Consider the following 24,228-nt stretch of genomic DNA (forward strand, 5'->3'; position numbering starts at 1 on the left):
TATATGTTTTCACCAGGACTACGGATTGGGCTGACCACCTCTCCATCCCCCAAAAGTGTGCCAACTGTCATCAAACCTTCTACCGGTCATCAAAACCCCAAAATAAACTAGATTTACAGGATAAAATCAAGCTGAACCCTTCAAACGATGAAAAAAGCGATCCTGATCATTATGGACGGATGGGGCCTCGGAAAAGTTGCTTCCAGTGATGCCATCCAGCATGCCAATACACCTTTTGTAAGCAGTCTCTACCACCAATATCCCCATACAACCCTGGTAACCTGTGGTGAAGCAGTAGGACTTCCCGACGGGCAGATGGGTAACAGTGAAGTGGGTCACCTGAATTTGGGAGCCGGCCGCATTGTTTACCAGGAATTGCAACGAATCAATGTTGCCATCCGTGATGGCGAGTTACAACAGCATCCTGTTCTGCTGCAGGCGATCCGACATGCCAAAGCCACTGATACGGCACTGCATCTGCTGGGACTGGTGAGCGATGGAGGAGTTCATTCCCATACCAATCACCTGAAGTCCATTATAAGCGTTTGCAAACAGGAGGGGCTCCAAAAAGTATTTATTCACGCCTTTACAGACGGAAGGGATACTGATCCAAAGAGTGGCCTGAATTATCTGACCAGTTTGCAGGGTCACCTCGACCAGACCACCGGAACCATTGCCACTGTGAGTGGGCGTTATTATGCTATGGACCGCGACAGGCGCTGGGAGCGGGTTAAACTGGCCTATGATGCCATGGTGAGGGGTCAGGGAGAAAAAGCCACCAACGCTCTTGCGGCTGTACAGGATTCTTATGACCGCAGCCTCACAGATGAATTTATATTGCCCACCGTTATTACCAATGAAGCAGGAATACCACTTGCAACCATTAAGAATGGGGATACGGCCATCTGTTTCAATTTCAGAACCGACCGCTGCAGGGAGATCACTGAAGTACTCACGCAAATGGATATGCCGGAGCATGGCCTGAGGCACCTGGATCTCCATTATACCACCATGACAGAATACGACAAGACCTTCCGCAATGTGCATGTCATATTTGAAACAGATAACCTGAACAACACTTTAGGAGAAGTTCTGGCCAGGAATGGAAAAAAGCAGATCCGCATAGCGGAGACCGAGAAATATCCGCACGTAACATTTTTCTTTAGCGGCGGCCGCGAAAATCCATTTGATGGCGAGAGCAGGATCCTGATGCCATCCCCCAAAGTAGCCACCTACGATCTGCAGCCCGAAATGAGTGCATTCGAACTAACCAATGCGCTCCTGCCAGAATTAGAAGCAGAGAATCCTGATTTCGTTTGCCTGAATTATGCCAATGCTGATATGGTGGGACATACCGGTATTTTTTCCGCTGCCATCCGGGCGGTAGAAACGGTTGACCAATGTGTTCAGCAGGTGGTGACAAAGGCTCTTGATCATGGATATACTGTTTTCCTGACCGCCGACCACGGCAATGCCGATTATATGATCAATGAAGATGGAAGTCCGAATACCGCGCATACCCTCAATGTGGTTCCGCTGTTTATCATTGACAAAAACTGGCGAGGCACGGTGAACCCTGGTAAGCTGGGTGATATTGCACCCACTATCCTTAAGTTTATGGGATTACCGATTCCGGCGGAGATGACCGGAAATGTATTGGTTGAAAACTAATCACTCTTAACACTCAAATTATATGATCAAAAAGATTCTCCTTTTCCTGCTGGTGGTTCTGTTGGTTTTGCAGGCATTCAGACCTAAAAAAGACAATACCGGACCAACCGGACTGGCAGCTAATATCAACAATTTTGTGAATGTACCGTCAGATGTTGACCAATTGCTGAAAACAAGTTGTTACGACTGTCATAGTAATAAGACCACCTACCCATGGTATTCAAATATTCAACCCATCGGCTGGTGGCTTGATGATCATGTAAATGAAGGAAAGAAGGAATTGAACTTTGATGATTACGGCAATTATAATCTCCGCCGTAAATACCATAAAATTGAGGAGGTCGCTGAAATGGTTGAAGAAGGCGAGATGCCATTACCCTCCTACACCATAGTTCATACCGCTGCCAAACTGGATGAGGAGCAGAAAAAACTTATCATCGGCTGGACCACCAATGTGATGAATGATATGAAGTCAAAATACCCGATGGATAGTTTGATCTTAAAGAAATAACCCGGGCATTATGGCATGCTATATGCGTAAATGCATTTTAATTTTCAGTCTTTTATTGGTGCTGCGTGATACTGTTCTATCACAGGAAACTGCCCGGGACAGCATCAAAGTTGCGGAACTCAACGAGGTCATCTTTTCGTTCAATAAATGGGAGCAACAGTTGAATGAAGTGCCCAATAAGATCACCAAGATCTCGCGTGCGCAGATATTGTTCCGTCAGCCCCAGACATCGGCCGATATGCTGGCGCAGACGGGAACTGTTTTCATACAGAAAAGCCAGATGGGCGGAGGCAGTCCCATGATCAGGGGTTTCGCAACCAACAGGGTATTGCTGGTAGTAGATGGAGTACGGATGAACAACGCCATTTATCGCAGCGGCAATTTGCAGAATGTTATCAGTATCGATCCACTTGCCATAGAAGAAAGTGAAGTGGTATTTGGTCCGGGCAGCCTGATCTACGGCTCTGATGCAATTGGCGGGGTGATGGATTTCCATAGCCTCGAACCCCGCTTCAGCAGTGATAGCACAACATTAATAGAGGCGGGTGCGCTGGCACGTTATAGCAGCGCCAATCGCGAAAAAACCATCCATGCCGACCTCAACATCGGGGGCAGAAGAGTTTCATGGGTTGGCTCCATCACCTATAGTTCATTTGATGACCTGAAAATGGGTAAGCACGGGGGGCAGGACAACTACCTTCGACCCGAATATATTCAGCGTATAGGCATGAATGATAGTATCAGAAAAAATGCTGATCCGCGGGTGCAGAAATATACCGGCTACGATCAGGTGAACATACTCCAGAAAATAAAAATCCGTTTATCGGATAAGCTGATGATGCAGTATGGTTTCACGTATGCGGGTACGGGAAGCGCGCCCAGGTATGACCGGCTTATTCAATACCGGGGAGGTAATCTTCGCTTTGCCGAGTGGAACTATGGACCAATGTTATGGCGCATGCATAACCTTAACTTTTTACATGCCAAAAAAACTGCGCTTTATGATAATGCGCGGCTTACAATGGCCTATCAAAATTATACGGAGAGCAGGATCGACCGGCAGCGTAACAGGGTGAGCAGAAATATACAGACCGAGCATGTAAAAGCAGCCAGTTTAAACTGGGATGCTGAAAAAACACTGGGTCGGGGCCAGTTATTCTGGGGAGCCGAATATGTACATAACAAGGTTGGTTCTACCGGGGAAATAATTGATATCAGTAATGGCAATAAAGAGCAGGCGGTAAGCAGGTACCCGGATGGTAGTAAATGGTTTTCTTCCGGACTGTACGGGAGCTACAAAATAAATATAAACAATGCACTGACGGCAAGTTCGGGTATACGGTATAGTTATACGGGACTGGATGCTGATTTTGATGATACTTATATTCCATTCCCTTATGATAATGCACGGTTACGAAAGGGGGCATTCACCTTCAATACGGGGATGGTTTACCGGGCCGGCAATCACTGGCAATTCAATGCCAATATCGCGAGCGGATACCGCATGCCGAATATTGATGATATCGGTAAACTCTTTGAAAGTGCGCCGGGAAATATCACTGTTCCCAATCCAGCCCTTAAACCCGAGTATGCCTGGAATTTTGAAACGGGGCTGGCATACAGGTCGGCCGGTGTAAGGGTGGAGCTGACGGGTTTCCATACCCTTTTAGAAGATGCAATTGTGCGAAGACCATTTTCCTTTAACGGGCAGGACAGCATTTTTTTCGATGGCACCCGCGGCCGGGTGGAAGCATTGCAGAATGTTGCCCGGGCAACGGTGTGGGGATTGCAGCTCAGTACAATTATCCCGATTTATGAGGGTTTCAGTGCGCGACTCAATGCCAACTATATCACAGGGAAAGAAACGGATGAAACGGCGGGTGACGGGGAAGAGAAGCAAGTACCGTTGCGCCATGCGCCGCCTTTTTATGGCAACCTCGCTTTAGCTTATTTGAAGGGGAAGATCCAGGTAGAACTCAATACCATTTACAATAGCCGGCTCTCCAATAGTAAACTGGCGCCAACAGAACAGGCTAAGGCAGAAATATACGCTGTTGACAGGGAGGGCAGGCCTTATTCGCCCGACTGGTATACCGTTAATCTCAATACCAGTTACCGGCTGAATAGCGCCTTCAGTATTCAGGCCGCATGGGAGAATATAACGAACCAGCGATACAGGCCTTATTCGTCGGGCTTGGTGGCGGCAGGCAGCCAGGTAGTCGTAGGGGTGAGGTACGATGTAAGGTAAGAGGTAAGAAGTAAGAGGTAAGATGTAGGGAACTTATTTGTTTTTTCCATAACTTACGAGAGCATAACCCCCACTATGACGGAAGAAATCCTTCTCAATGGATGTCTGAACAATGATCCGATGGCGCAGAAGGAACTGTACCAGAAATACAGTTCCCGCATGTTATCGGTATGTTACCGATTTGCACACAACCGCGAAGATGCGGAGGACATGATGCAGGAAGGTTTCATTAAAGTATTCTCACAGATCCATAGTTTCCGCGGCCAGGGAGCCTTTGAAGGCTGGGTGCGGCGCATCATGGTACATACCTGTATCAATCATCTGAAAAGAAATAAGAAGTTCAACGAGAGTGTTGACATTATCCATGCCAATGGTGTGCAGGTGCGGGAAGAATCAGTGCATTCCATTGTACAGGCCAAACAGGTTATAGAATGTATCCGTATGCTACCAATTGGTTACAGGACCGTTCTGAACCTCTATGCTTTGGAGGGCTATTCACACAAAGAGATCGCTACCGTGCTGGATATTGAAGAAAGTACCAGCCGATCGCAATATACCCGTGCCCGGCAAATGCTGGAAGAGATTCTTGTGAGAAAAAAAATCCTGCAAAAACCTCAGGATAAAGTGTCTTTGTTAGCAGCGTTTGGACGCTAAAAAGACTCTATGTAAGGAAACAGGGCATTTTAATGAAAACGCATCCCTAACCGGACGAAGATGGAGCAACAATTTTTTGAGAACGAATTTGAACAGTTTCTAAAGGAGAACGCCGATCAGCATAGAATGTACCCTTCTGATGGAGTATGGACGAATATATATCGTCGTATGCACCCCGGAAGGAGACGTGTTGCTCTCGGCGCCCTACTCTTATTAGTTCTGTCTGGCATTGTGTGGTTAAGCACTACAGATGCAGTTGATCGTTCACGTCGCCCTGCGAAAAACATTTCAAGCACATCGGTCAGCGAACATTCACTTTATGGGGAAAGCTCCGGCGTAACCGTTCATGATATCATTGCAAAACTCAGGGCAAAGTCGCTGATCCCGCCTATGGCCATTGAGGCCCCCATAAGACTGACCCCGCTGAAGATCCAGGCCAATACAGAAGGAAGCACACTGATCGCATTTGACCCTTCGGGCATAAGGGTTGGTCCGCTTGCTTTAGCACCAACACTGGCTGCCGCCAACCTTTTATTACAAGAGATCAACTCCACTCAATACAGCCAGCTAATCGTGCATAACGGAACATTGCCTGCCACTGGTATCCTGCCTGGCTCTAATACTGCCTTGTATGCCCAGCAACCAGCATCAATTGCAAATGCTGGTTCCAGAAATGGAGTGAGCGGTGTGGTGAATGCAAATGAAATAATTAAACCTGAAGCAGAGACTGCATCTGAGGTAACACTTGCACCCAATGTTAATGCTCGTCTCGGTAAGGACGAAGGCAATCCGCCAACAACCACTTTTATTCCTTTACCTATAACGCCAAGTACCAGCTTGCAGGCATCATCAACTTCTATACCTGTGGTGGATAACAGGCTGATAAAATTCAGAATGCCAGCCCGGAGGAATTTTTCTTTCCTGATGCATTTTGCCCCCACCATCGGATATCGCAACCTGTTTGAAGGGAAATCAAGGCCTACTTACGGCAACTCTCCCCTGATGGTAAGGCACCTGAATGTGAACCAGTTTGTAAACCACCAACCGGCCATCGGGTTCGAGCTGGGTGGTGCGTTCCGCTACCAGGCAAGCAAAGCATTTTCCATTCGATCAGGATTACAACTTAACCTGACGCGTTATAAGATCGAAGCATTTTCTCATCTTCTTGAGAAAACAACAGTGGCATTACAATCAGAATATGGATATCGCAGGGATACACTTGTTGCAACGTCTAATGTGAGAAACCTGGCAGGTGATAATCCCCGCAGCATGCAGAACCAGTATCTGCAGCTGACCATTCCTATAGCCGCGGAATTAAAGCTGATGGGCGATCAAAAACTGCAGGTGAACATTGCAGCAGGCTTACAACCAAGTTATCTCCTTAATACCAACCAATACCTGCTAAGCAGCAACCTCTCAAATTATGTTCGGGAGCCATCGCTGGTACGCCGCTGGAATATGGCAAGCAGTCTTGAAGCATTTGTTTCATACCAGAGCGGTGATATTCGCTGGCAGGTGGGTCCGCAATTCCGGTATAATCTTTTCTCCACTTATAAAAAGGAATACCCCATCCGCGAAAACCTGATGGAATACGGTATGAAAATCGGTGTAAGCAAAACTTTGCGCTAATTTTGCACCATGCAAAAAATCTTTATTCCGGCAGCCCTTGTATTGGCGACCCTGTTAGGTGCATGTAACAATACCGAAAAGAAAGAAACAGCGGCAGAAGAAAAAACATATTTCCCTGTTAACGCATATATCAGTTCAGAGCTGAAAAAAATTGATTCATTGCAGCTTCCTGTTGTGCGCTATGAATCAGCAAACGGGAAGACCGACACCCTGCCCATGACCACAGCAGAATGCAAAGCAATGGCAGAGGCATATCTCGACCAGGATATTACGGCCCCTGCACTTCGCGATAAATATGAAGAGAGCAGTTTCGCGGATCAGTCGATACCCAGCATCAATTTCACTTATCTGACTAAAGACAGCAGTCTGCCACTGAAGCGGGTTGATGTAGTACTCAAACCAGACCCGGAAAGAACAGAGAAAGTGATCTCGGTTTTTATGGATAAGGTTTACCAGCGGGGAGACACCCTTGTAAATGAAAAACTATTCTGGAAGGCCGAACGTTATTACCAGTTTATCCGTACCCATCAATTACCCGGAGCCGAACCTGTACTCAGCCAGACCAAGGTTGTTTGGGATGGAACGGAATAGCCAGGAGAAGTGCCGATGACAAGCGCCAACTTTCAACATATCGCCCATACGATTCCACAGGCTCCCGGTATATACAAATATTTTGATGCCGGCAGCAACCTGTTGTATGTTGGTAAGGCGAAGAATCTCCGCAAGCGGGTAAGTTCCTATTTCACAAAAACCTTCACCAGCTATAAGACCCATGAGCTGGTGCAGCGGATCGATCATATAGAATTTACGATAGTGGATTCGGAACAGGATGCATTCCTGCTTGAAAATGCATTGATCAAACAGTTTCGTCCCCGTTTCAATATTGACCTTAAGGACGACAAGACATACCCCTTTCTGGTGATCAAGAAAGAGCCCTTCCCCCGCGTTTTCCTGACACGAAGAAAGATCAATGACGGATCAGAATACCTGGGTCCGTTCACATCTGTTGGTAAGGTGAGGGAGCTACTCGACTTTATCCGCCATAATATACCCCTCCGCACCTGCAAGCTGAACCTAACGGAGAGCAATATCCGCAAGGGAAAATTCAAGGTTTGCCTTGAATATCATTTAGGTAATTGTAAGGGTCCCTGTGAAGGATTTCAGTCGCTCGCGGAATACCAGGAAAGTTTACAGCAGGTAAAGAATCTCATGAAGGGAAATCTATCGCCAGTGATGCAACAGTTCCGCAAAGAGATGCAGCAGTATGCCATGGACCTGCAGTTTGAAAAGGCGGAGATGATGCGTAAGAAACTAGACCATCTTGAGCAATACCAGAGCCGCAGTGTTATTGTGAGCAAACACCTCGGCAATATTGATGTGTTCTCACTGCTCAAGGATGGAGATATTGCCTACGTGAACTACCTGATGGTACAGAACGGCACCATTGTTCAGACACATACTATACAGCTGGAAACCCATCTTGATGAAAGCGAGGAAGAAGTGCTGGCCTTTGCCATCGGCCAGATGCGCAGCACCTTCAACAGTATGGCCGATGAGATCATCATACCATTTGAACTGCCCGAACTGATGGGTGTAACATCATCGGATACAACATTGCGTATAACAATTCCAAGAGGTGGTGATAAGAAAAAACTACTGGATCTCTCCCTTAAGAACGTGAATTATTTCCAGGAGGAAATAAGGCGCAAGAAGACCCTTAACCTGGAGGGCCGCAGTGATATGGAAAAGAAACAGGTGCTCTACCAGTTGCAGGAAGCCCTGGGTTTGCCAGAGTTGCCATTGCATATCGAATGTTTTGATAACTCCAATTTCCAGGGCAGTTACCCTGTATCGGCGATGGTCTGTTTTCGGGATGGCATCCCTTCAAAAAAAGATTACCGTCACTATAATGTGAAGACGGTAAAAGGCATCAATGATTTCGCCACCATGAAAGAGGTCGTTTTCAGGCGCTACAGGCGACTACGTGACGAATCGGAACCATTTCCTCAACTGGTTATCATTGATGGCGGCAAGGGGCAGCTGGGAGCTGCGATGGAAGCCATCAGGGAATTGCAGCTGGTGGGAGAAATGACGGTGGTGGGACTGGCCAAAAATGAGGAGGAGATCTTTTTCCCGGGAGATGCGGAATCGGTTAAACTCCCTTATAACAGTGAGCCACTCAAACTGATCAGGAGCATCCGGGATGAGGTGCATCGATTTGGAATCAGCTTTCACAGGCAGCAGAGAAGCAAGGGCACGTTCCGGAATGAATTACAGGAGATCAGGGGTATTGGTAAGGCCACTGCCGACCATCTACTCAAAACCTACCGGAGTGTAACCAATGTTCGCGAACAAACGCTGGAAACGCTGGCCGACGCGGTGGGTACTGCCAAAGCAAAACTTGTATGGGACTATTTCCATAACAGCGCCGGAGACGAGGCTACCGTATAATATGCCATAAGTTCCTTACCTTACTTTACCTGATTTTACCCCCTGATTGCGATTGGTTCCTACCTTATTGAACTGGCCTTAACTTTTTTACACCCAAACCAACAACCATGCAACGGAGGAAATTCATCCAGAACAGCGCCCTTATGGCCGTAGCGGTAAGCGCTTCCGGTTTTATCAGATTTGATGGCAGGCAATATATTGGCGATTGCGAAACCACCAGTGATATTCTTGGACCATTTTACCGGCCCGACAGCCCGGTACGTACAAACCTTTTAATAGCGGGTGAGGCAGGCAGGCAGCTGGAACTTACCGGAACCGTTCTGCATAAGGATTGTATCAGCCCCTACAAGAATGCGAAAGTGGAACTCTGGCATTGCGATGCCAAAGGAGTTTATGATAACAATACAGATGCCTACAGATACCGAGGCACCACCTACACTGATGAGAGCGGCAATTATAGTTTCCGAACCATACTTCCGGTACCATATGATGTAGGAAATGGCAATATGCGGCCGGCGCATTTTCATATGATGATAACGGCAACAGGATACCAGCCCCTGGTGACACAGTTATACTTTGCCGGTGATGCGAATATTGCAACTGACGCCTATGCATCAACGAAGCAGGCGAAAAGCAGGATCCTTGACATCAGGAACGCCGATAAAGATAATTTGAAGGTGATCTATAATGTTGGCATGGCAGATATGCTTGCTGCGGAGCCTGCGGCGCTGGACCAGTTAACAGGTATTTATACCAGTAAGAAAGACAGTGCTAAAAAACTCGAATTCTTTAAGAAGAACGACCTGTTATGGATGAAGAATGATGTATTTGCGGAGGGGTTCTTTGTGTTTACGGGCAACAACAGGTTTGAATATCCATCATTGCCACCGGGAGAATATGCAACGCTTCAATTCAAGATACTTGAGGGAGGCGAAGTTGAAGTGAAATATGATTATGCGGATGGAGGTGTAAAGTTCAGTGATGATTTTGTTAAGCAGTGAGTGCTTAAAAAAACAAGGGGCCAGGATAGAAATCCAGCCCCGTTTTTAAAATCCAATATCCTATGAAAAACCATTACAAAGGTAAACCTATTTTTCACCTTTGCAATACCCTAAAGTGGGTATTTTTTTATTATTTCGTTTGCGCTTAGCTGTAGGATCACATCAATGTTTAAACAAAAAGGCCCCACCGAAGTGGGGCCTTTGAACTTACTAAAAACTAAACTTAATATGACCAGAGATCTTGTTCGTAATTGAAGATCTTTTCTTTCATGTTATCACCTTCGAGCAGGCGCAGGATCGGATCTTTGATATAACCTGCGATCATTTGATCAGATGGGTTATCCATTGTTGATTTGATAATGCGGCTGGCGAACATGCGGCTTTCGAACAGTTCTTCCCAACTCATACGCGCACCGTAGTTCTTACCATTATAGGCTTCGTAACGAGCGAGCAGCGGACGCATGTCAGGATAGTAAACCCAGAACAGCGGGGTAACATCACGGAAGGATCCGTCGGAGTTCTTGATGGTCTTCAGTGGTGCGATGCCGAGGATACGAACATGCAGTCTTGAAGATTCTTTATCAAATACAACGTCTTCCTTTACCCAGTACTTCTCCACTTCTTCTGCGTTGAACATGTTGATGATGGTAGTATCTTTCATGATACCCAGGGAACCATCGGGATCCTTATCCCAGTCGGGGATAGATTCCACCTTTGGCTTACCAACCAGTTGCTCAGTGATTTCGCGCATGGTGATAGGTGTGGTGAAACGGTCATCGATCGGGTTGAAAGCTGTAAGCTCTCCACTTTTCAATGCACCCAGGATAATGTTGATGAAACGCTGGTTACCATTGTCATCATCAGCCTTATACATGAAAGGAAGATTCATTTTTTCATGTATATCTATTTCCCTCCACAGGCGTTGACGATACACCGCATCATCCTCACGGATATGCTCATAGGTAAGCGGGATACGTTCCTTCACCAGGTTACGCTCAATAGCATTGTCGTTACGAAGTGATTTACGGTTTGTACCCAGGTCGAGTTCCTGCTCCACTGGCGGTGCTGCAGGCACAGTGTCCTGTGCTGGAGCGGCTGTAAGTGCAGCGGCATTTCCGGTGTTACTTTTATTGGTACTTGCTTTCTTGGTAGTGGTACGCTTGGTTGAAGTTCTCTTCCGCTGCGCACTGGCGTCAGGGGCAAATATTCCCATGGCTGCTACCAGTAAACAAATATGAATGATACGGTTTTTCATTTTATGCCTGTTTTAGTCAATGTCTTATTTCAAGTTAAAAAAGATACCTGGCAGTTCACGTACACGGCCATCAGGACCTTTTACGCGGATCTGGTCAAAATATACGGTTGTACCGGGAGCTGCACGGGAGATGATCTGCTGTGCACCACCTGACCAACGAGGACCCTGGTTGGCACTCTGCTGGTAAGTCTGGAACGCACCACCATTAGCACCGAGGGTATATCCTACCACTTCGAACTTGGCGTCAAATTCAGAATCGGTCAGCTTTGCCATCAGACCACCCATTGCTTTGAAGCTGGATGCTGACATAGAACCACCTCTTGACTGGCCTACATAAGCAGTAGGATCAGGAAGATTCTTACAACGCATTGCGAAAGAACTTGTTTTACCGTTCACGGTTACTTTGATTTCAGCGGGACCAACTTTGTTCGGCTTGAGGATATAACGGTCACCACCAGCCGGAGTTATAGAACCACCGGTGAAGGAAACGCTCATCTTCTCTTTTCCAGCAGAACCAGCTGATACAGTTACCGGGTTTTCAACACCCTGGTACAGTACGTTCATCTTCTCGAGGAACACAGATGCACCGGAAGGAATACCAACAGTATACTTGATCGTTTTGTTGAGGGTAGCGGGAGTACCATCGGGCTTAACGAAGTTCACCACTACATTCACACTTTTCTCTCCTGCTCCGCTAACGGTAGTTTTGTACAACGCAGTACCTTCAGCACCAAGGGCAATAGGTGAACCGTTGATGGATACAGATGGCTTGGCTGCTTTAGAGAAAGCACCTACACCGGCTGTGATCTCCAGTTCCTGGCCTGGCATCAGGTAAGTTGAGTTTGTACCGGCAAAAGCCTGGAACTCATCGAATACTACTTCTACTTCACCGATTTCTTTGTGACAGTAGTCAACCAATTGTGCTTCTGAATTCTTCACATCGTTCTGGAACTTGCTCAGAATGGTAAGGGCAGCGATGGTTGGGGTCATGCGGAAATAGGCGCTCTTCCAGTCTTTATTGGCAAGTGTACCAGTTTCAGACTTAGGAACACTCAGGTCGATAGGAAGGGTCTTGTCAAAAGTTGCCTTCATTTCAGGAACGATATTCAACATACCATTTCTGTAATCAGTGAGCTTCTTCAGCAATTCTTCTCCTTTAGGACCTTCTACCAGCAAACGGGTAGAGGCGTCGAGGTTATCGATACTGTAAGTTTCTTCAGCAGTACCGATGTTCTCTCCTTTTGATTCTGTTTTTAAATCTACTTTCAGTGCTTCGAGGTACTTACTCATGTCGTCAGACAATTTCTGTGCCTCCTGGGCCTTGGGATACCAGATTCCGGCTTTTTCAGCGGTCTTTGGATCTTTCAGCTTGGCTTCGAAAGACTTATAAGTAGCGTCATTCTTGGAATCAACCACGCCACTGGCGGTGTTGATGGAATTATTAACTGTTTTGAAAGCGTTCAGGATCTCAGATGAAACGTTCAATGCAAGTAGTGCGGTAAGCACCAAATACATCATGTTGATCATCTTTTGCCTGGGCTCTTTAGGTAAGGCCATGGATCTGGGATTTAGTTTGTTACAAAGTTTTTCATAGTTTCCAGCGGGTAGCGGTTAAGCTCTACCCTGCATTGCGTTCAGCATGTTGCCATAGATCTGGTTGAGGTTACCCAGGTTCTTGGCCAGCATTGCAATCTGGTCTTGTGTTTTCTTAGCATCTTCCACGCTACCCTGCATTGCTTCAGAAGCCTGTGCGAGGTTACCATAGAATTTATTCATAGCCTTCAGGTGATTGTTAGTATCCTGCAACTCCAGCTCATAGATGGTGTTGAGAGAACCGAGGTTCTTGGTAAGGGTCTGTACCTGGCCATGGAACATTTTAGTTGATTCAGAAGCATCGTTGAAGCTCTGCATGGTAGCAGCACTCTTTACGTAAGCATCTTTCATTTGTCCCAGTGCACCGGCAGCTTCTTTAGTTTTCACTGCGTAATCATTAGTAGCAGCAACAACATCAGAAACATCCTTCATTTGGTTAACAGTAGTACCGAGTTTGTTGAAACCATCGCTCAGGCGCTTCAGGTTTGTTGGAGTGATGTCAGCTTCCTGCATCATCTTATCCAGGTTCTGGAGAGCGGGGTTACCGGTATTTCCAGACATTTTAGGGAGCGCTTCAGCGAGAGCAGCCATTTCAGCACCTGGAGGCGGGAGGAATGCATATACCAGGAAGATGGCAGCTTCGGTTAACAGTCCGAGGGTAAGCATGATGTCGGCAAAAGGCTTGTGCAGGATTTTTGCCCAGGCACCAAAGATTACAACAGCGGCACCTACGCACACTATTATGTTAACGAGTCTTTCAGTAGATTTAGATGTACCAGCCATAGTTTTAAGATTTAAGATGTAAGAGTTAAGAATTAAAAATTGGATTTTAAATATGTAAGATTTTAGATTTAAGAAGTAAGGTTTAGGGACAAAGGGATTCCTGTTGATTTTTAAGAATCAATCTGACACCGTAAAATTTTACTTTTTAAAAATTTTCTATAAGCTTATTTTTTGCCTTTTCCCTGCATTGGAGGAAGATCAATTGCTGTACGGAAACCAATGTACGACTTAGACGTATCCTGGTATTCGTAAGAGCGGGTACCGGTTTGCAGGAAGTAACCAACGTCTTTCCAGCTACCACCACGGAGAACCTTACGCTTCATGCGGGGAGGATCAGAATCCTTCGCATTGTAACGGATATCGGGGTTCATGTCGTGCTGGAAGTTGTAACCACCTTCATAATAAAGAGATGATGTCCACTCTGCTACGTTACCTGACATATTGTAAAGGCCGAAATCATTAGGCCAGTATGCGTCGGCACGAACGGTGTAGAATCCACCATCTTCAGGATAGTTACCGCGGCCGGGTTTGAAGTTGGCCAGCAGGCATCCTTTCTTATTTCTCAGGTAGTAGTTACCCCAGGGGAACATTGATTGAGAGCGACCACCGCGGGCTGCATATTCCCACTCTGCTTCTGTAGGCAGGCGGAAGTCAGACTCCTGTGCGCGCTTCTTGCTTTCCAGGAATGAATTCAGGTAGTGGGTTCTCCACTCGCAGAATGCAGTAGCCTGGTTCCAGTTCACACCTACTACCGGATAGTTTCCAAAAGCAGGGTGAGAGAAATAGCGCTTGGTCATCGGCTCATTATAAGAATAGGAGAAATCACGGATCCACACCAGCGTGTCGGGATAGATGCGAACATCTTTCTTCACGATGAACTGTGAACGGGATTTACCCTGGTTTTCTCTTTTAGAAGCTTCTTTGGTATCGAATGTTTCAGAATGGAATACCAGTTTGGAAGCGTCCAGTTCTTTCTTTCCGAAAATCCTGTTCTCGGGAGAAATGATCAGCTGGTCGATCTTCTCAACAGTGGCTTTGTCGCCCCATTTGATGGTTTTGGCTTTACCCCAGTCTACATAGTCGATACCATCCACATTCTTCACATAACCCATCAGCTTTGCGGCTGTAGAGTCACGTACCCAGTATACGAACTGGCGATATTCGTTGTTGGTGATTTCAGTGGCATCCATCCAGAAACCATTGATAGATATCTGCTTATTCCTTGCGGTATAGGCAAAGTTGATATCTTCATCGCTTGGTCCCATGTGGAAGGTTCCAGGTGGTACATACACCATGCCCGGGGGCTTTGGCATACTGTACTTGTTACCCGGTGCGATACCGTGAAGTTGGCCGTCCTGGGGAACACCTGCTCCCTTTTTGTCGGACTTGCCAAACATGGAGCAGCTTGCCAGCATGGAAATAGCAGCAACTGCACATAACGTGGACAGGTTTTTCATTTTCATAATATTAGAGGGTAGTGGGCAAATATAATGTTTGGTCAACATCAGCTTCTCTAGTTTATAGTTTATACGGATTTAGTCTCTCGACGGTTGTCCGTGTGTGAATTAACGGTCATTAATTGCGGATTATTGTATTTCCGCCTGATTTTAATCCTAAATTTTAACGATTCTATCGCATCTCCTACCCTCTTATCTCTTCTCATATATAATATATCTCCATCTTTTCTCTATTCCCTACTGCCTCTCTTCCATCACTCCATCCCTCCATCTCTCCCCTATCAACGCCAACATTTCCCTTACTGTAGCTACCGGTTGGGCGCAGCTATAGTTATGGCATACATGTATGGCAGTGTCGGGGGCGCTGAACTTGTGGCGCAGAAGCGGGTAAGCTTCGTTTTCGCGGGTGGTGGATTGTAATACGCGGAAAGGAATAAAATTAGCTAATATTTCGTTTCGCAATACATCCGCCCGGGGTCCTGCAACAACTATTTCTTCACAACCCCTTATAGCCCGCATCAGTTCAATAGCCCAATAACCGAAAGAAGCCGGGTATCTGGTGATCACCCCGGCCATCACGGTGAGCATATTTTCCGCCGCCAGCTTCCATTCGGCACGGTCGAGCACCAATCCCAGCCACTTGAGATTGAATGCCATCACCGCATTACCGGAAGGCTGTGCGCCATCATATATTTCGCGTTTGCGAACCACCACATCGTGCTGGCTTGCACCCGTATAATAAAACAAATGATTATCGTTGGTTCCGAACTCCCTCTTTATCATGGTCGTAAGCTCTGCTGCCCGCTCTATATATATGGTATCACCCGTCAGCTCCTGCAAATAAATCAAAGCTTGTACCAAGTATGCGAGATCATCGAGGAAGGCGAGGTACTTTGCCTGCCCATCCTTATAGGTATGATAGAATTGCCCATTTTCAGCTGCAAAAACCCGCAGCATCCATTCCATGTTCTCAATGGCTAATTGCCTGTATTCGCTGCTACCGGTAGCCCCTGCCGCTTTGCTAATGGCCATGTTCATCAATGCATTCCATGCAAGGATCTGTTTATCGTCGAGGGCGGGCCTTATACGGGTAGATCTTCTTTCCATGAGCCGGGAGCTGATACTGTCAACTTTTGTTAAAGTTTCCTCAAGACTCAGGCCAAATGTTTTTGCGAGCTCAGAAACCGTTTTTTCACGGGTGAGGATATTTATCCCCTCCCAGTTGCCTTCCCCGGATACGCCAAACCATTCCACAGCTATTGGGGCGTCGTTGCCCAGCACATCTTCTATCTCGCCCTTTTCCCAAACGTAGAATTTACCTTCTTCACCTTCGGAGTCGGCATCGAGGGCGGCGTAAAATCCACCTTCGGAACTCATTAGTTCGCGGCGGAGGAATGCAATGGTATGATCGATCACTCTTGCATATTCCCTGCCGCGCTCGCTGTGGAGGCCGGCCAGCTGGCAGGCGTCTGCCAATACCGATATAAGAAGGGCCTGGTCGTAGAGCATTTTCTCAAAATGAGGAACCAGCCATTGGTTGTCGGTACTGTAACGCGCCAATCCACCGCCGATCTGGTCATATATGCCGCCCTGGATCATTTTATCGATGCTGAGGAAGGCTTGCTGGAGCGCTTCCTGTTTGGAAGGATGATCGGGCTGTTCTGCTGAGGGGTTGATCGCGTCCATACCATAGCGCAGTAGGAAGGCGATGATTCCTGTTTGGGGGAATTTGGGGGCACGGCCGAAGCCGCCTTGCTGGCGGTCGGCCGATTTCAGCAGTTCCGTGGTAATTATATCAAGTTGGTCGGGGTGGAGGGATGGAGGGATGGAGGGATGGAGGGTGCCAATTTTATTTCCCTCTTCAATATGACTGGTGAGGTTTTCTGCCTGCTCTATAATTTGCGGCCTCCGTTCGGTCCAGGCTCGCGAAACGCCTTCAAGGATCTCCGTCCAGCTGTTTCGGCCATGCGCAGGTTGTGGCGGGAAATACGTTCCGCCATAAAAAGGTTTTCCCTGCGGGGTCAGGAATACATTTAAGGGCCAGCCACCACTTCCCGTCATTGCGGTTACTGCATCCATATAAATATGATCGAGGTCGGGACGTTCTTCGCGGTCGATCTTGATATTGATGAAATGTTCATTCATTATCGCTGCCACTGTATCGTCTTCAAAGCTCTCGCGCTCCATCACATGACACCAGTGACAGGCAGCATAGCCGATACTTACGAGTATGGGCTTATCCTGTGCCATGGCGGCTTCCAGCGCTTCATCGCCCCATGGATACCAATCCACGGGATTATGGGCATGCTGGAGCAGATAGGGACTGCTTTCCTTTGCAAGGCGGTTAGGCATCAATGTTGTTTAGTGACTGGAACTTCTGTTGGGTAGAGATAAACGATAGGCTTAGAAAATAGAAGTTTTATGCAAAAAATAATAGTGGACAGTAAAGATATGGGAAAAGGGAAATATGGGAGAAAAAATGTTGAGATGGAGGGATGGAGGGATGGAGGGATGGAGAGATGGAGGGATGGAGAGGGCACTATATTGTGAGAAATATTTACAAATCGAAAGTAGCCCGGAAGGTGGGTTGTTTTTTCGTTGCTGGAATTAATTTACAAATCGAAAGTGGCGGGAAGGTGGGATGCTATTTTTATTGCGGGAATTAATTTACAAATCGAAAGTAGCCCGAAGGTGGACACTGCCTATTCCTTAATACGTATTGATTATTGCGTAAATACGTATTTATTATTGCGTAAATACGTATTGATTATTGCGTATTGATTATTGCCTATTCCCTACTGCCTACTTCTTCTTATTCACTGTGCTAAGGAACTGCTCCAGGGCGGCTACCATGCTGGGGGCCTTGGGCTGGGGCGCCATGATGTCGAGCACAAGTCCATGTTCTTCGGCGGCGCGGGTTGTGTTGCTGCCGAAGGCTCCGATGTGCATCCCGTTCTGTTTGAATTGGGGAATGGCCTCGAAAAGGCTTTTTATGCCGGAAGGTGTAAAAAAGCAGATGATATCGTAATGTTTTCCTTCCAGGAGGGAGGTAACGTCATTGAACATCGTGCGGTACATCCAGGGCGTTGCAAACTCGCATTTATGGCTCTTCAGCCAGCTGACGATATCACCATCCTGCTGGTTTTCTGAACAGGGGTAGAGAAATTTTTCATTCTCCTTATGCTTATTGATAACATCGAACATGCTCTTATTGGTGCCATCGGCGCCATAGAACACTTTTCGCTTGCGGTAAAGGATAAACTTCTGGAGATAAAGCGCCACTGCCTCGGTGATACAGAAATACTTCGTATCCTGGCTAACACTCAGTTTCATTTCTTCACAAGTACGGAAAAAATGATCGATCGCGTTGCGGCTGGTGAAGATCACTGCAGAATACTGGGAAATATCGATTTTCTGCTTACGGAAGTCTTTGGCGGGAATGCCTTCAAGCCTGATAAAGGGGTGAAAGTCGAGGGTGACACCATACTTTCTGCCGAGCTCAAAGTAGGGGGACTTGTCGCTTTCAGGCCTTGGCTGGGTAATCAGGATTTTTTTTATTTGGGGAGCCGTTGCTCCTTTCTTAGCCTCGTTCTTTAGCATTTTTATCAAGCTAAATTTTCTTAAAGTTAATTAACCGCTACACAATTTTCAATAATCCCTTATAAATCAACAGTAAGGGTGCTAGTTCGAAGGCACAAAGGTAAAGAAAAAAGTGGAATCTGCTAGCTTTTACTTCCCTGTTTATATAACCATAAGAACTTATGTAGCGGTACAGGAAAATTCCTCCCACCAATACATAGGAAATGGTGAGGGCGATGATGGCACCGCTGGGCGATGCGAAGGCCAGTAAGAGCAGTAGCGGCAGCAGGAGGATACCCAGTACTTTATTGCAGAGGAAAACGATGAAGATATAGGTATCGGTAGTTTGCTCCATACCCAGGGTTAATCCCAATAGTTTGAGGATGAAGAATTTACCAAGGTAGATGATGGCCAATCCAGCCACACAATATCCAAAAAGAACCCAGAAATTCAGGTCTGCCGCACCGGGCTGTTTACCGATGATAAAGCTGGCGTATAATCCCCCTGCCAGAATGAATAAGAGGTTCAGCAAGAGGGAAGCCAGGGGGGTTTGCAGAAGCTGTTCGCGGATCTGCTTTTGTTTGAGGGAAGCCCGGAAAAAGACGGTGAAGAGGTTATTGAAATAGCGTCCAAATCCAGCTCTTACCACAGCCAGTAACAGAAAAAGAGCAGCCAGAAGGTAAAAGAAATGCTCTTTGCCTGAATGTTTACGCGGTTGGATGGTGCGATATACACCCTCCCCAAAAAAATTGAAGTATGGATTCTCCTCCAACACTTTGTAAACGGATGATTCTTTGTAGTTGACCGGCTCAATGGGAATTTTGCTGATTGAATCCAGTCGGAGGGAATCAGTACGAAGTGAATCGATACGGCGCGCAACGTTTTTAAGAGAATCCTGCTTCAATAGATTACTGGCCGCCAGTGAATCGCGGACTGCAGATGAAGCTGTTCGGCTTTGCCTGTTTTGTGGCAACTTCGGTGCTGGCGGAGTTGCGGCCACGCCGGGTGGTTGCTGCCTGTTGACTGAATCCTGGGCCAGCGCTGCAGGAATTGAAATGATGAATACAAATATGAAAAGTAGAAGTAGGCGCATTGTTGATGGATGCAAAAATAGGTAGCCGCAACCGGCCGCAAATTATAATTTATCAACCGATCTTTAAGATCCATAAAAAACTTATCCCTTCGCTATGCAAACAAGCAATGCCAGCCATGAAAAGATCCGGAACATCCGGGAAGAATTATTATCAGCCAACTGGTACAAATTAAAAAAATACAGTTTCGATTATTTGCAACATGATGGGACCTGGAAGGAGCAGCAGCGGGAAGCTTACGACCGCGGCAATGGTGCGGTAATTATGTTGTATAATAAAGAGAAGCAAACGGTGATCCTTACACGCCAGTTCAGGATGCCCACTTATGTTAACGGAAATCCGGATGGGATGTTGATCGAGGCCTGTGCCGGATTGCTGGATGCAGATAATCCGGAGGATTGTATTCGCCGTGAAACCGAGGAAGAAACTGGGTATCGCATTCATGATCTGCAGAAAATATATGAGGCATATATGTCGCCCGGCTCCGTCACAGAGATCCTTTATTTTTTTATTGCGGAATACGAATCGGAGATGAAGGTGAATGAAGGTGGTGGCGCTGCTGATGAGCAGGAGAATATCGAGGTGTTGGAGATGGCTTTTGAAAAGGCAATAGGCATGACAGAAACCGGAGAGATCAGGGATGCCAAGACGATCATGCTGCTTCAATACCTGCGCATGAAAAATATTTTGTGAGCCTTAAAAATAAGAGAGATAACCGAGATGGATCTTCGATTGGCGGAAGGCAAAATTCTCGTTACCGCGCTTACCAACTGCCAGTGAAAGATTGAAGAATCCGGCGGTAGTTTCAAAGGCCATACCGATGCCGGTGCCTATTAAACGTTCCTTTCCGGAAAACAATGCTGAACCCGGTGTTGTTGGAGAGCCGGGTGTGCCGCTTGAGACAGCCGCATTGGCTTTGGTTCCGGTGAATCCAACATCTGCAAATCCAAAGAAATAAGAGTTCATTCCAACCAGGTATCGGTACTCGATCGTATTTACGAGGTAACGTGAGGCGAAAATGCTTTCCTCATCAAATCCCCGCATCAGTTTATAACCGCCGATCTGGAAGAGTTCGTTGCGGAAGAGGGTTGGACTTTCCAGCATGCCTACGCTTGCAAGCAGCTGCAGGGTAGATTGCCTGCCCAGCCGAAGGAATCGTGCAACGCGGCCCTGTAATTTGAACTGGTAGCTCTTGAGTTTTATGGTATCGTATAGTGAGGCGAAGTTGAACGCCGGGTCTTTGAGATCGAGCACGGCGTTGCTGCGGCGAATGGTTCGGGTACCGGCAGATATGCTGCTGAATACTTCCCACCCGTTTGTTGGATTGCGTCGGTAATTGGTGGTGAAGAGTTCGTAATCGACGCCGAGGTTCAGGATACTGCGGTCGGCATCTGCGGGGAGACGGCGGGTTTGGCGGATGCGTTGGGTATCGATATCGATCAGGTTGGTGCGAAGAAGCTGGAGGAATATCTTTCCGGTTTGCCGGCTGGAAACAGCGTATTGCAGTCCCAGTTGCATATTGAGGTTGAGGAAGGAGCTATCTTTTTTAAAGAGGTCGAAACGGGTGCTGATACCGAATGCGCTGCCGAAAAGGTAGGGCTGTTCGAAAAGCAGGTTGAGTCTCGGTGATTTTACCTGCAATTGTTGCCAGTTCAGTCCGATGGTTTCGCCATTGCCCAGTGCATTGCGCAGGTTGAGGTTGGCCTCTCCTGTTACCTGGAATTTATTGCTGCCGTCGGCATTGGTTCCTGGGAGAAGTCCCACCAGCACGTTCACCTGGCTTGATTTCTTCGGTTCGAGGAAGAGATCGAGGATGGCGCCGTTGCCGCCGAAGCGAAGTTGCCAGGGCTGTGATTCCTGGAGGAAGGGAAGCTCGCGGAGGCGGAGACTGATGTTTTCAAAGCGGCTGCGATCGTAGTTGCTGCCGCGCGGGAGATCGAGGTAGCGGTGAAGGAAGTTTTCGGAGATGGAGGCGCTGCCTTTGAGCACCAGGCTATCCACTTTATAGGCCAGGCCTTTGTTTACGACGAGTACTCCGCTGATCTGGTGACTTTTATCGCCTGTTCCCTTCCGGATCGGATTTTCGCTTACCGGATCACCGTCTCCGCCATTCAGCAAAACTATACTGTCAAGCTGCACGGTGGCGAAGGGGAATCCGTTATCGGAGAGGTGATCCAGTAATTGTTGTTGGATCTGCTCAACCAGGGAGGCTTTGAACGGCTGTGATTTTTTGGGGAGGCGGATGCCTGCTGCCTGCAGTTCGGGTTCTGTAATACCGGAGAGACGTAGGCTGCTCCACTGATAGGTTTCACCGAGGAAGAGGTGTATGGTTGTTTGCGATGAGTCGGTGAGTATGCTGTCAACTGATGCCGTGGCAAATCCTTTTGCGGCCAGGGTTTCGGGTAGTTTCTGGATGAAGCGGATACAGTCTTCCCGGTTTTTGAAACTACTGTTGAGTTGAAGGGCGGCGATGGCGTTGCTATCGGTATCTGCGGGCTTTATCTGCAGGAGGTATTGGGCTATGAGGGCGGGAGTTGCCAGCAGCAGAAGCATTAACAAGGCGAAATGGCGGCATGGTCCTACCTTTGCGGCTGAACAAACTGATGGAACATTTTGGCCGGAATTTACCTTCATATCCCTTTCTGCAGAAAAGCATGTCATTACTGCAATTTCCATTTTTCTACGCTATTGCAAAACAAGAACGGGATGGTGCAGGCTTTATTGAGGGAAATCGAGCAGGAAAGTGTGCGGCTGGACGGGCAGCGGGTTGATACGATCTATTTTGGAGGTGGAACACCTTCACTGCTGACGGTTAGTGCAGAGAATATTACGGCTCTTTCCGGTGGCACTGAAAAAAGGGCTAAAGCTGTGAGTGATTCACCAGGAATGGAGGATAGGAGCGCTGTTGCGGGTTCACAAATCGGGGAGCTAAATCTTTTAATAGAGGCGATTCGCCGCAATTTTACCGTGGCTGCTGATGCCGAGATCACGCTGGAGGCTAATCCTGATGATATAAATGAAGAGATGCTGGAGGGGTGGAAGGCGGCTGGGGTAAACCGGTTGAGTATAGGAGTACAATCCTTCCGGGAGGAAGATCTGTTGTGGATGAACCGTGCTCATACGGCAGCAGAGGCTGAACGATGTATTCTTCTGGCAAAAGCTGCTGGTTTCCGCAATCTGACGATCGATCTGATCTATGGAACGCCGGGACTAACGGATGAAGCCTGGGAAGGAAATGTTCGTAAGGCTTTGGAATTGGGAGTGCCGCATCTCTCCTGTTATGCGCTTACTGTGGAGCCAAAGACCGCGCTGCATCATATGGTGATCGTTAATAAAATGCCGGATACTGATCCGGAGCAACAGAGCCGGCAGTTTTTATTGTTGATGGATTGGATGGAGGGTGCTGGTTACGAACACTATGAGATCTCGAATTTTGCGCGGCCTGGATGGAGGAGTCGTCACAACAGTTCATACTGGCGGGGAGTGGAATACCTGGGAATTGGGCCTGGGGCGCATTCATATAGCAAGGGTTCCGGCGCCCCGCGCCGGCGCTGGAATATTGCGAATAATGCATTGTATATGCGATCATTTTCGGAGCGCTACTACCTGCAAAACGAGGTAAATGAGTTAACCGCCAATGAAAGAGGATTGGATGCTACTGAAGATCTAAAGCTGCACACTACTGATGAAATAAGGCTGCAGATCCCACTCATTTATGAAGAGGAAATACTCACGCGCGAAAATCGTTTCAACGAATACGTGATGACAGCGCTTCGCACGATGGAAGGGATTGATCTCGAATTTATCCGGGAAGAATTTGGAGGGGAGCTGGTGCAGAATTTAATTGAGGGAGCAGAGAAATTCAACCTGGAAGAGGAACGATTAATGATAAACGAAAAGAACGTACGCCTGACGAATAAGGGCAAATTATTTGCGGACGGAATTGCTGCGGAGTTGTTCATCTAGGTTGGTTTACAAATCGACAGTAGCCCCTGGACCAGTGCATTTTTCACGTGCTGTGAAAATTTACAAATCGAAAGTAGTTTCCAAAGATCAGTCCATTTTCCTGGGGCATTCAATATTTACAAATCGCAAGTAGCCCATCAGAACAGTCCATTTTCCTGGTGCAGCCAATATTTACAAATCGCAAGTAGCCCATCAGAACAGTCCATTTTCCTGGTGCAGCCATAACTTACAAATTGAAAGTATCTCCCGGGAACAGGTGATTTTCTTCTTGTTGTAAAAACTTACAAACCGCCAGTAGGCAAAAGATCATCTTTTTAACAGTGCCGTAGGCAACGAATA

General features: G+C 47.2%; 19 protein-coding genes. 11 read left to right on the top strand and 8 right to left on the bottom strand.

Annotated features, from left to right (window positions below):
* Window positions 1-147 precede the first annotated feature (147 nt).
* The 8 genes from gpmI (at window position 148) to V6M43_RS04765 (ending at window position 10,165) form a co-directional block, all read left to right on the top strand.
* Window positions 148-1,671 (top strand): 2,3-bisphosphoglycerate-independent phosphoglycerate mutase, encoded by a 1,524-nt coding sequence (gene gpmI, locus V6M43_RS04730; RefSeq protein WP_332732879.1) that lies wholly within the window; start codon window positions 148-150, stop codon window positions 1,669-1,671.
* Window positions 1,672-1,693: 22 nt separating this feature from the next.
* Complete coding sequence (locus tag V6M43_RS04735) at window positions 1,694-2,182, top strand: heme-binding domain-containing protein (RefSeq protein WP_332732880.1); 489 nt, start codon at window positions 1,694-1,696, stop codon at window positions 2,180-2,182.
* Between the two features lie 10 nt (window positions 2,183-2,192).
* A complete protein-coding gene (locus V6M43_RS04740; RefSeq protein ID WP_332732881.1) occupies window positions 2,193-4,430 on the top strand; it encodes a TonB-dependent receptor in 2,238 nt (745 codons plus the stop codon).
* 75 nt (window positions 4,431-4,505) lie between these two features.
* On the top strand, window positions 4,506-5,084 hold the full coding sequence (locus tag V6M43_RS04745) for an RNA polymerase sigma factor (RefSeq protein WP_332732882.1): 579 nt from the start codon (window positions 4,506-4,508) through the stop codon (window positions 5,082-5,084).
* Window positions 5,085-5,144: 60 nt separating this feature from the next.
* Complete coding sequence (locus V6M43_RS04750; protein WP_332732883.1) at window positions 5,145-6,713, top strand: hypothetical protein; 1,569 nt, start codon at window positions 5,145-5,147, stop codon at window positions 6,711-6,713.
* A gap of 9 nt (window positions 6,714-6,722) precedes the next feature.
* Window positions 6,723-7,304, top strand: coding sequence for a hypothetical protein (locus tag V6M43_RS04755; protein ID WP_332732884.1), 582 nt, complete (start codon window positions 6,723-6,725; stop codon window positions 7,302-7,304).
* Between the two features lie 15 nt (window positions 7,305-7,319).
* Window positions 7,320-9,164 (top strand): excinuclease ABC subunit UvrC, encoded by a 1,845-nt coding sequence (gene uvrC, locus V6M43_RS04760; RefSeq protein WP_332732885.1) that lies wholly within the window; start codon window positions 7,320-7,322, stop codon window positions 9,162-9,164.
* Between the two features lie 107 nt (window positions 9,165-9,271).
* On the top strand, window positions 9,272-10,165 hold the full coding sequence (locus V6M43_RS04765) for a dioxygenase family protein (RefSeq protein ID WP_332732886.1): 894 nt from the start codon (window positions 9,272-9,274) through the stop codon (window positions 10,163-10,165).
* Window positions 10,166-10,388: 223 nt separating this feature from the next.
* On the opposite strand, the gene porN is transcribed toward V6M43_RS04765, so the two are convergent.
* The 5 genes from porN to V6M43_RS04790 form a co-directional block, all read right to left on the bottom strand.
* Window positions 10,389-11,420, bottom strand: coding sequence for a type IX secretion system ring protein PorN/GldN (gene porN / locus V6M43_RS04770; RefSeq protein WP_332732887.1), 1,032 nt, complete (start codon window positions 11,418-11,420; stop codon window positions 10,389-10,391).
* Between the two features lie 24 nt (window positions 11,421-11,444).
* A complete protein-coding gene (gene porM / locus V6M43_RS04775) occupies window positions 11,445-12,977 on the bottom strand; it encodes a type IX secretion system motor protein PorM/GldM (protein WP_332732888.1) in 1,533 nt (510 codons plus the stop codon).
* A gap of 54 nt (window positions 12,978-13,031) precedes the next feature.
* Complete coding sequence (gene porL / locus V6M43_RS04780; protein ID WP_039126907.1) at window positions 13,032-13,796, bottom strand: type IX secretion system motor protein PorL/GldL; 765 nt, start codon at window positions 13,794-13,796, stop codon at window positions 13,032-13,034.
* 164 nt (window positions 13,797-13,960) lie between these two features.
* Window positions 13,961-15,253: a type IX secretion system lipoprotein PorK/GldK gene (porK, locus tag V6M43_RS04785; protein ID WP_332732889.1), complete on the bottom strand. Its 1,293-nt coding sequence runs from the start codon at window positions 15,251-15,253 to the stop codon at window positions 13,961-13,963.
* A gap of 237 nt (window positions 15,254-15,490) precedes the next feature.
* Window positions 15,491-17,605: a thioredoxin domain-containing protein gene (locus V6M43_RS04790; protein WP_332732890.1), complete on the bottom strand. Its 2,115-nt coding sequence runs from the start codon at window positions 17,603-17,605 to the stop codon at window positions 15,491-15,493.
* Window positions 17,606-17,674: 69 nt separating this feature from the next.
* Between V6M43_RS04790 and V6M43_RS04795 the strand changes: the two genes are divergently transcribed.
* Window positions 17,675-17,803: a hypothetical protein gene (locus V6M43_RS04795; protein WP_332732892.1), complete on the top strand. Its 129-nt coding sequence runs from the start codon at window positions 17,675-17,677 to the stop codon at window positions 17,801-17,803.
* A gap of 252 nt (window positions 17,804-18,055) precedes the next feature.
* Here V6M43_RS04795 and V6M43_RS04800 read toward each other — a convergent pair whose 3' ends face one another.
* Entirely contained in the window at window positions 18,056-18,853 is a 798-nt protein-coding gene (locus V6M43_RS04800) for a uroporphyrinogen-III synthase (RefSeq protein ID WP_332732894.1), read from the bottom strand.
* A 37-nt stretch (window positions 18,854-18,890) separates the two neighbouring features.
* The gene (locus V6M43_RS04805; RefSeq protein WP_332732896.1) at window positions 18,891-19,925 is read right to left on the bottom strand and encodes a DUF4271 domain-containing protein; all 1,035 of its coding nucleotides are present in this window, start codon (window positions 19,923-19,925) and stop codon (window positions 18,891-18,893) included.
* A 94-nt stretch (window positions 19,926-20,019) separates the two neighbouring features.
* Here V6M43_RS04805 and nudK point away from each other — a divergent pair, with 94 nt between their 5' ends.
* Entirely contained in the window at window positions 20,020-20,616 is a 597-nt protein-coding gene (gene nudK, locus V6M43_RS04810; RefSeq protein WP_332732898.1) for a GDP-mannose pyrophosphatase NudK, read from the top strand.
* 3 nt (window positions 20,617-20,619) lie between these two features.
* Here the strand turns inward: nudK and V6M43_RS04815 are convergent, their stop codons facing one another.
* Window positions 20,620-22,584 (bottom strand): hypothetical protein, encoded by a 1,965-nt coding sequence (locus V6M43_RS04815; protein WP_332734371.1) that lies wholly within the window; start codon window positions 22,582-22,584, stop codon window positions 20,620-20,622.
* Between V6M43_RS04815 and V6M43_RS04820 the strand changes: the two genes are divergently transcribed.
* The gene (locus tag V6M43_RS04820; protein WP_332732900.1) at window positions 22,537-23,889 is read left to right on the top strand and encodes a coproporphyrinogen-III oxidase family protein; all 1,353 of its coding nucleotides are present in this window, start codon (window positions 22,537-22,539) and stop codon (window positions 23,887-23,889) included. The two genes, V6M43_RS04815 and V6M43_RS04820, sit on opposite strands and share 48 nt — an antisense overlap.
* Window positions 23,890-24,228: the final 339 nt, after the last annotated feature.

Source organism: Flavihumibacter sp., from assembly GCF_036676075.1.
Lineage (GTDB): Bacteria > Bacteroidota > Bacteroidia > Chitinophagales > Chitinophagaceae > Flavihumibacter.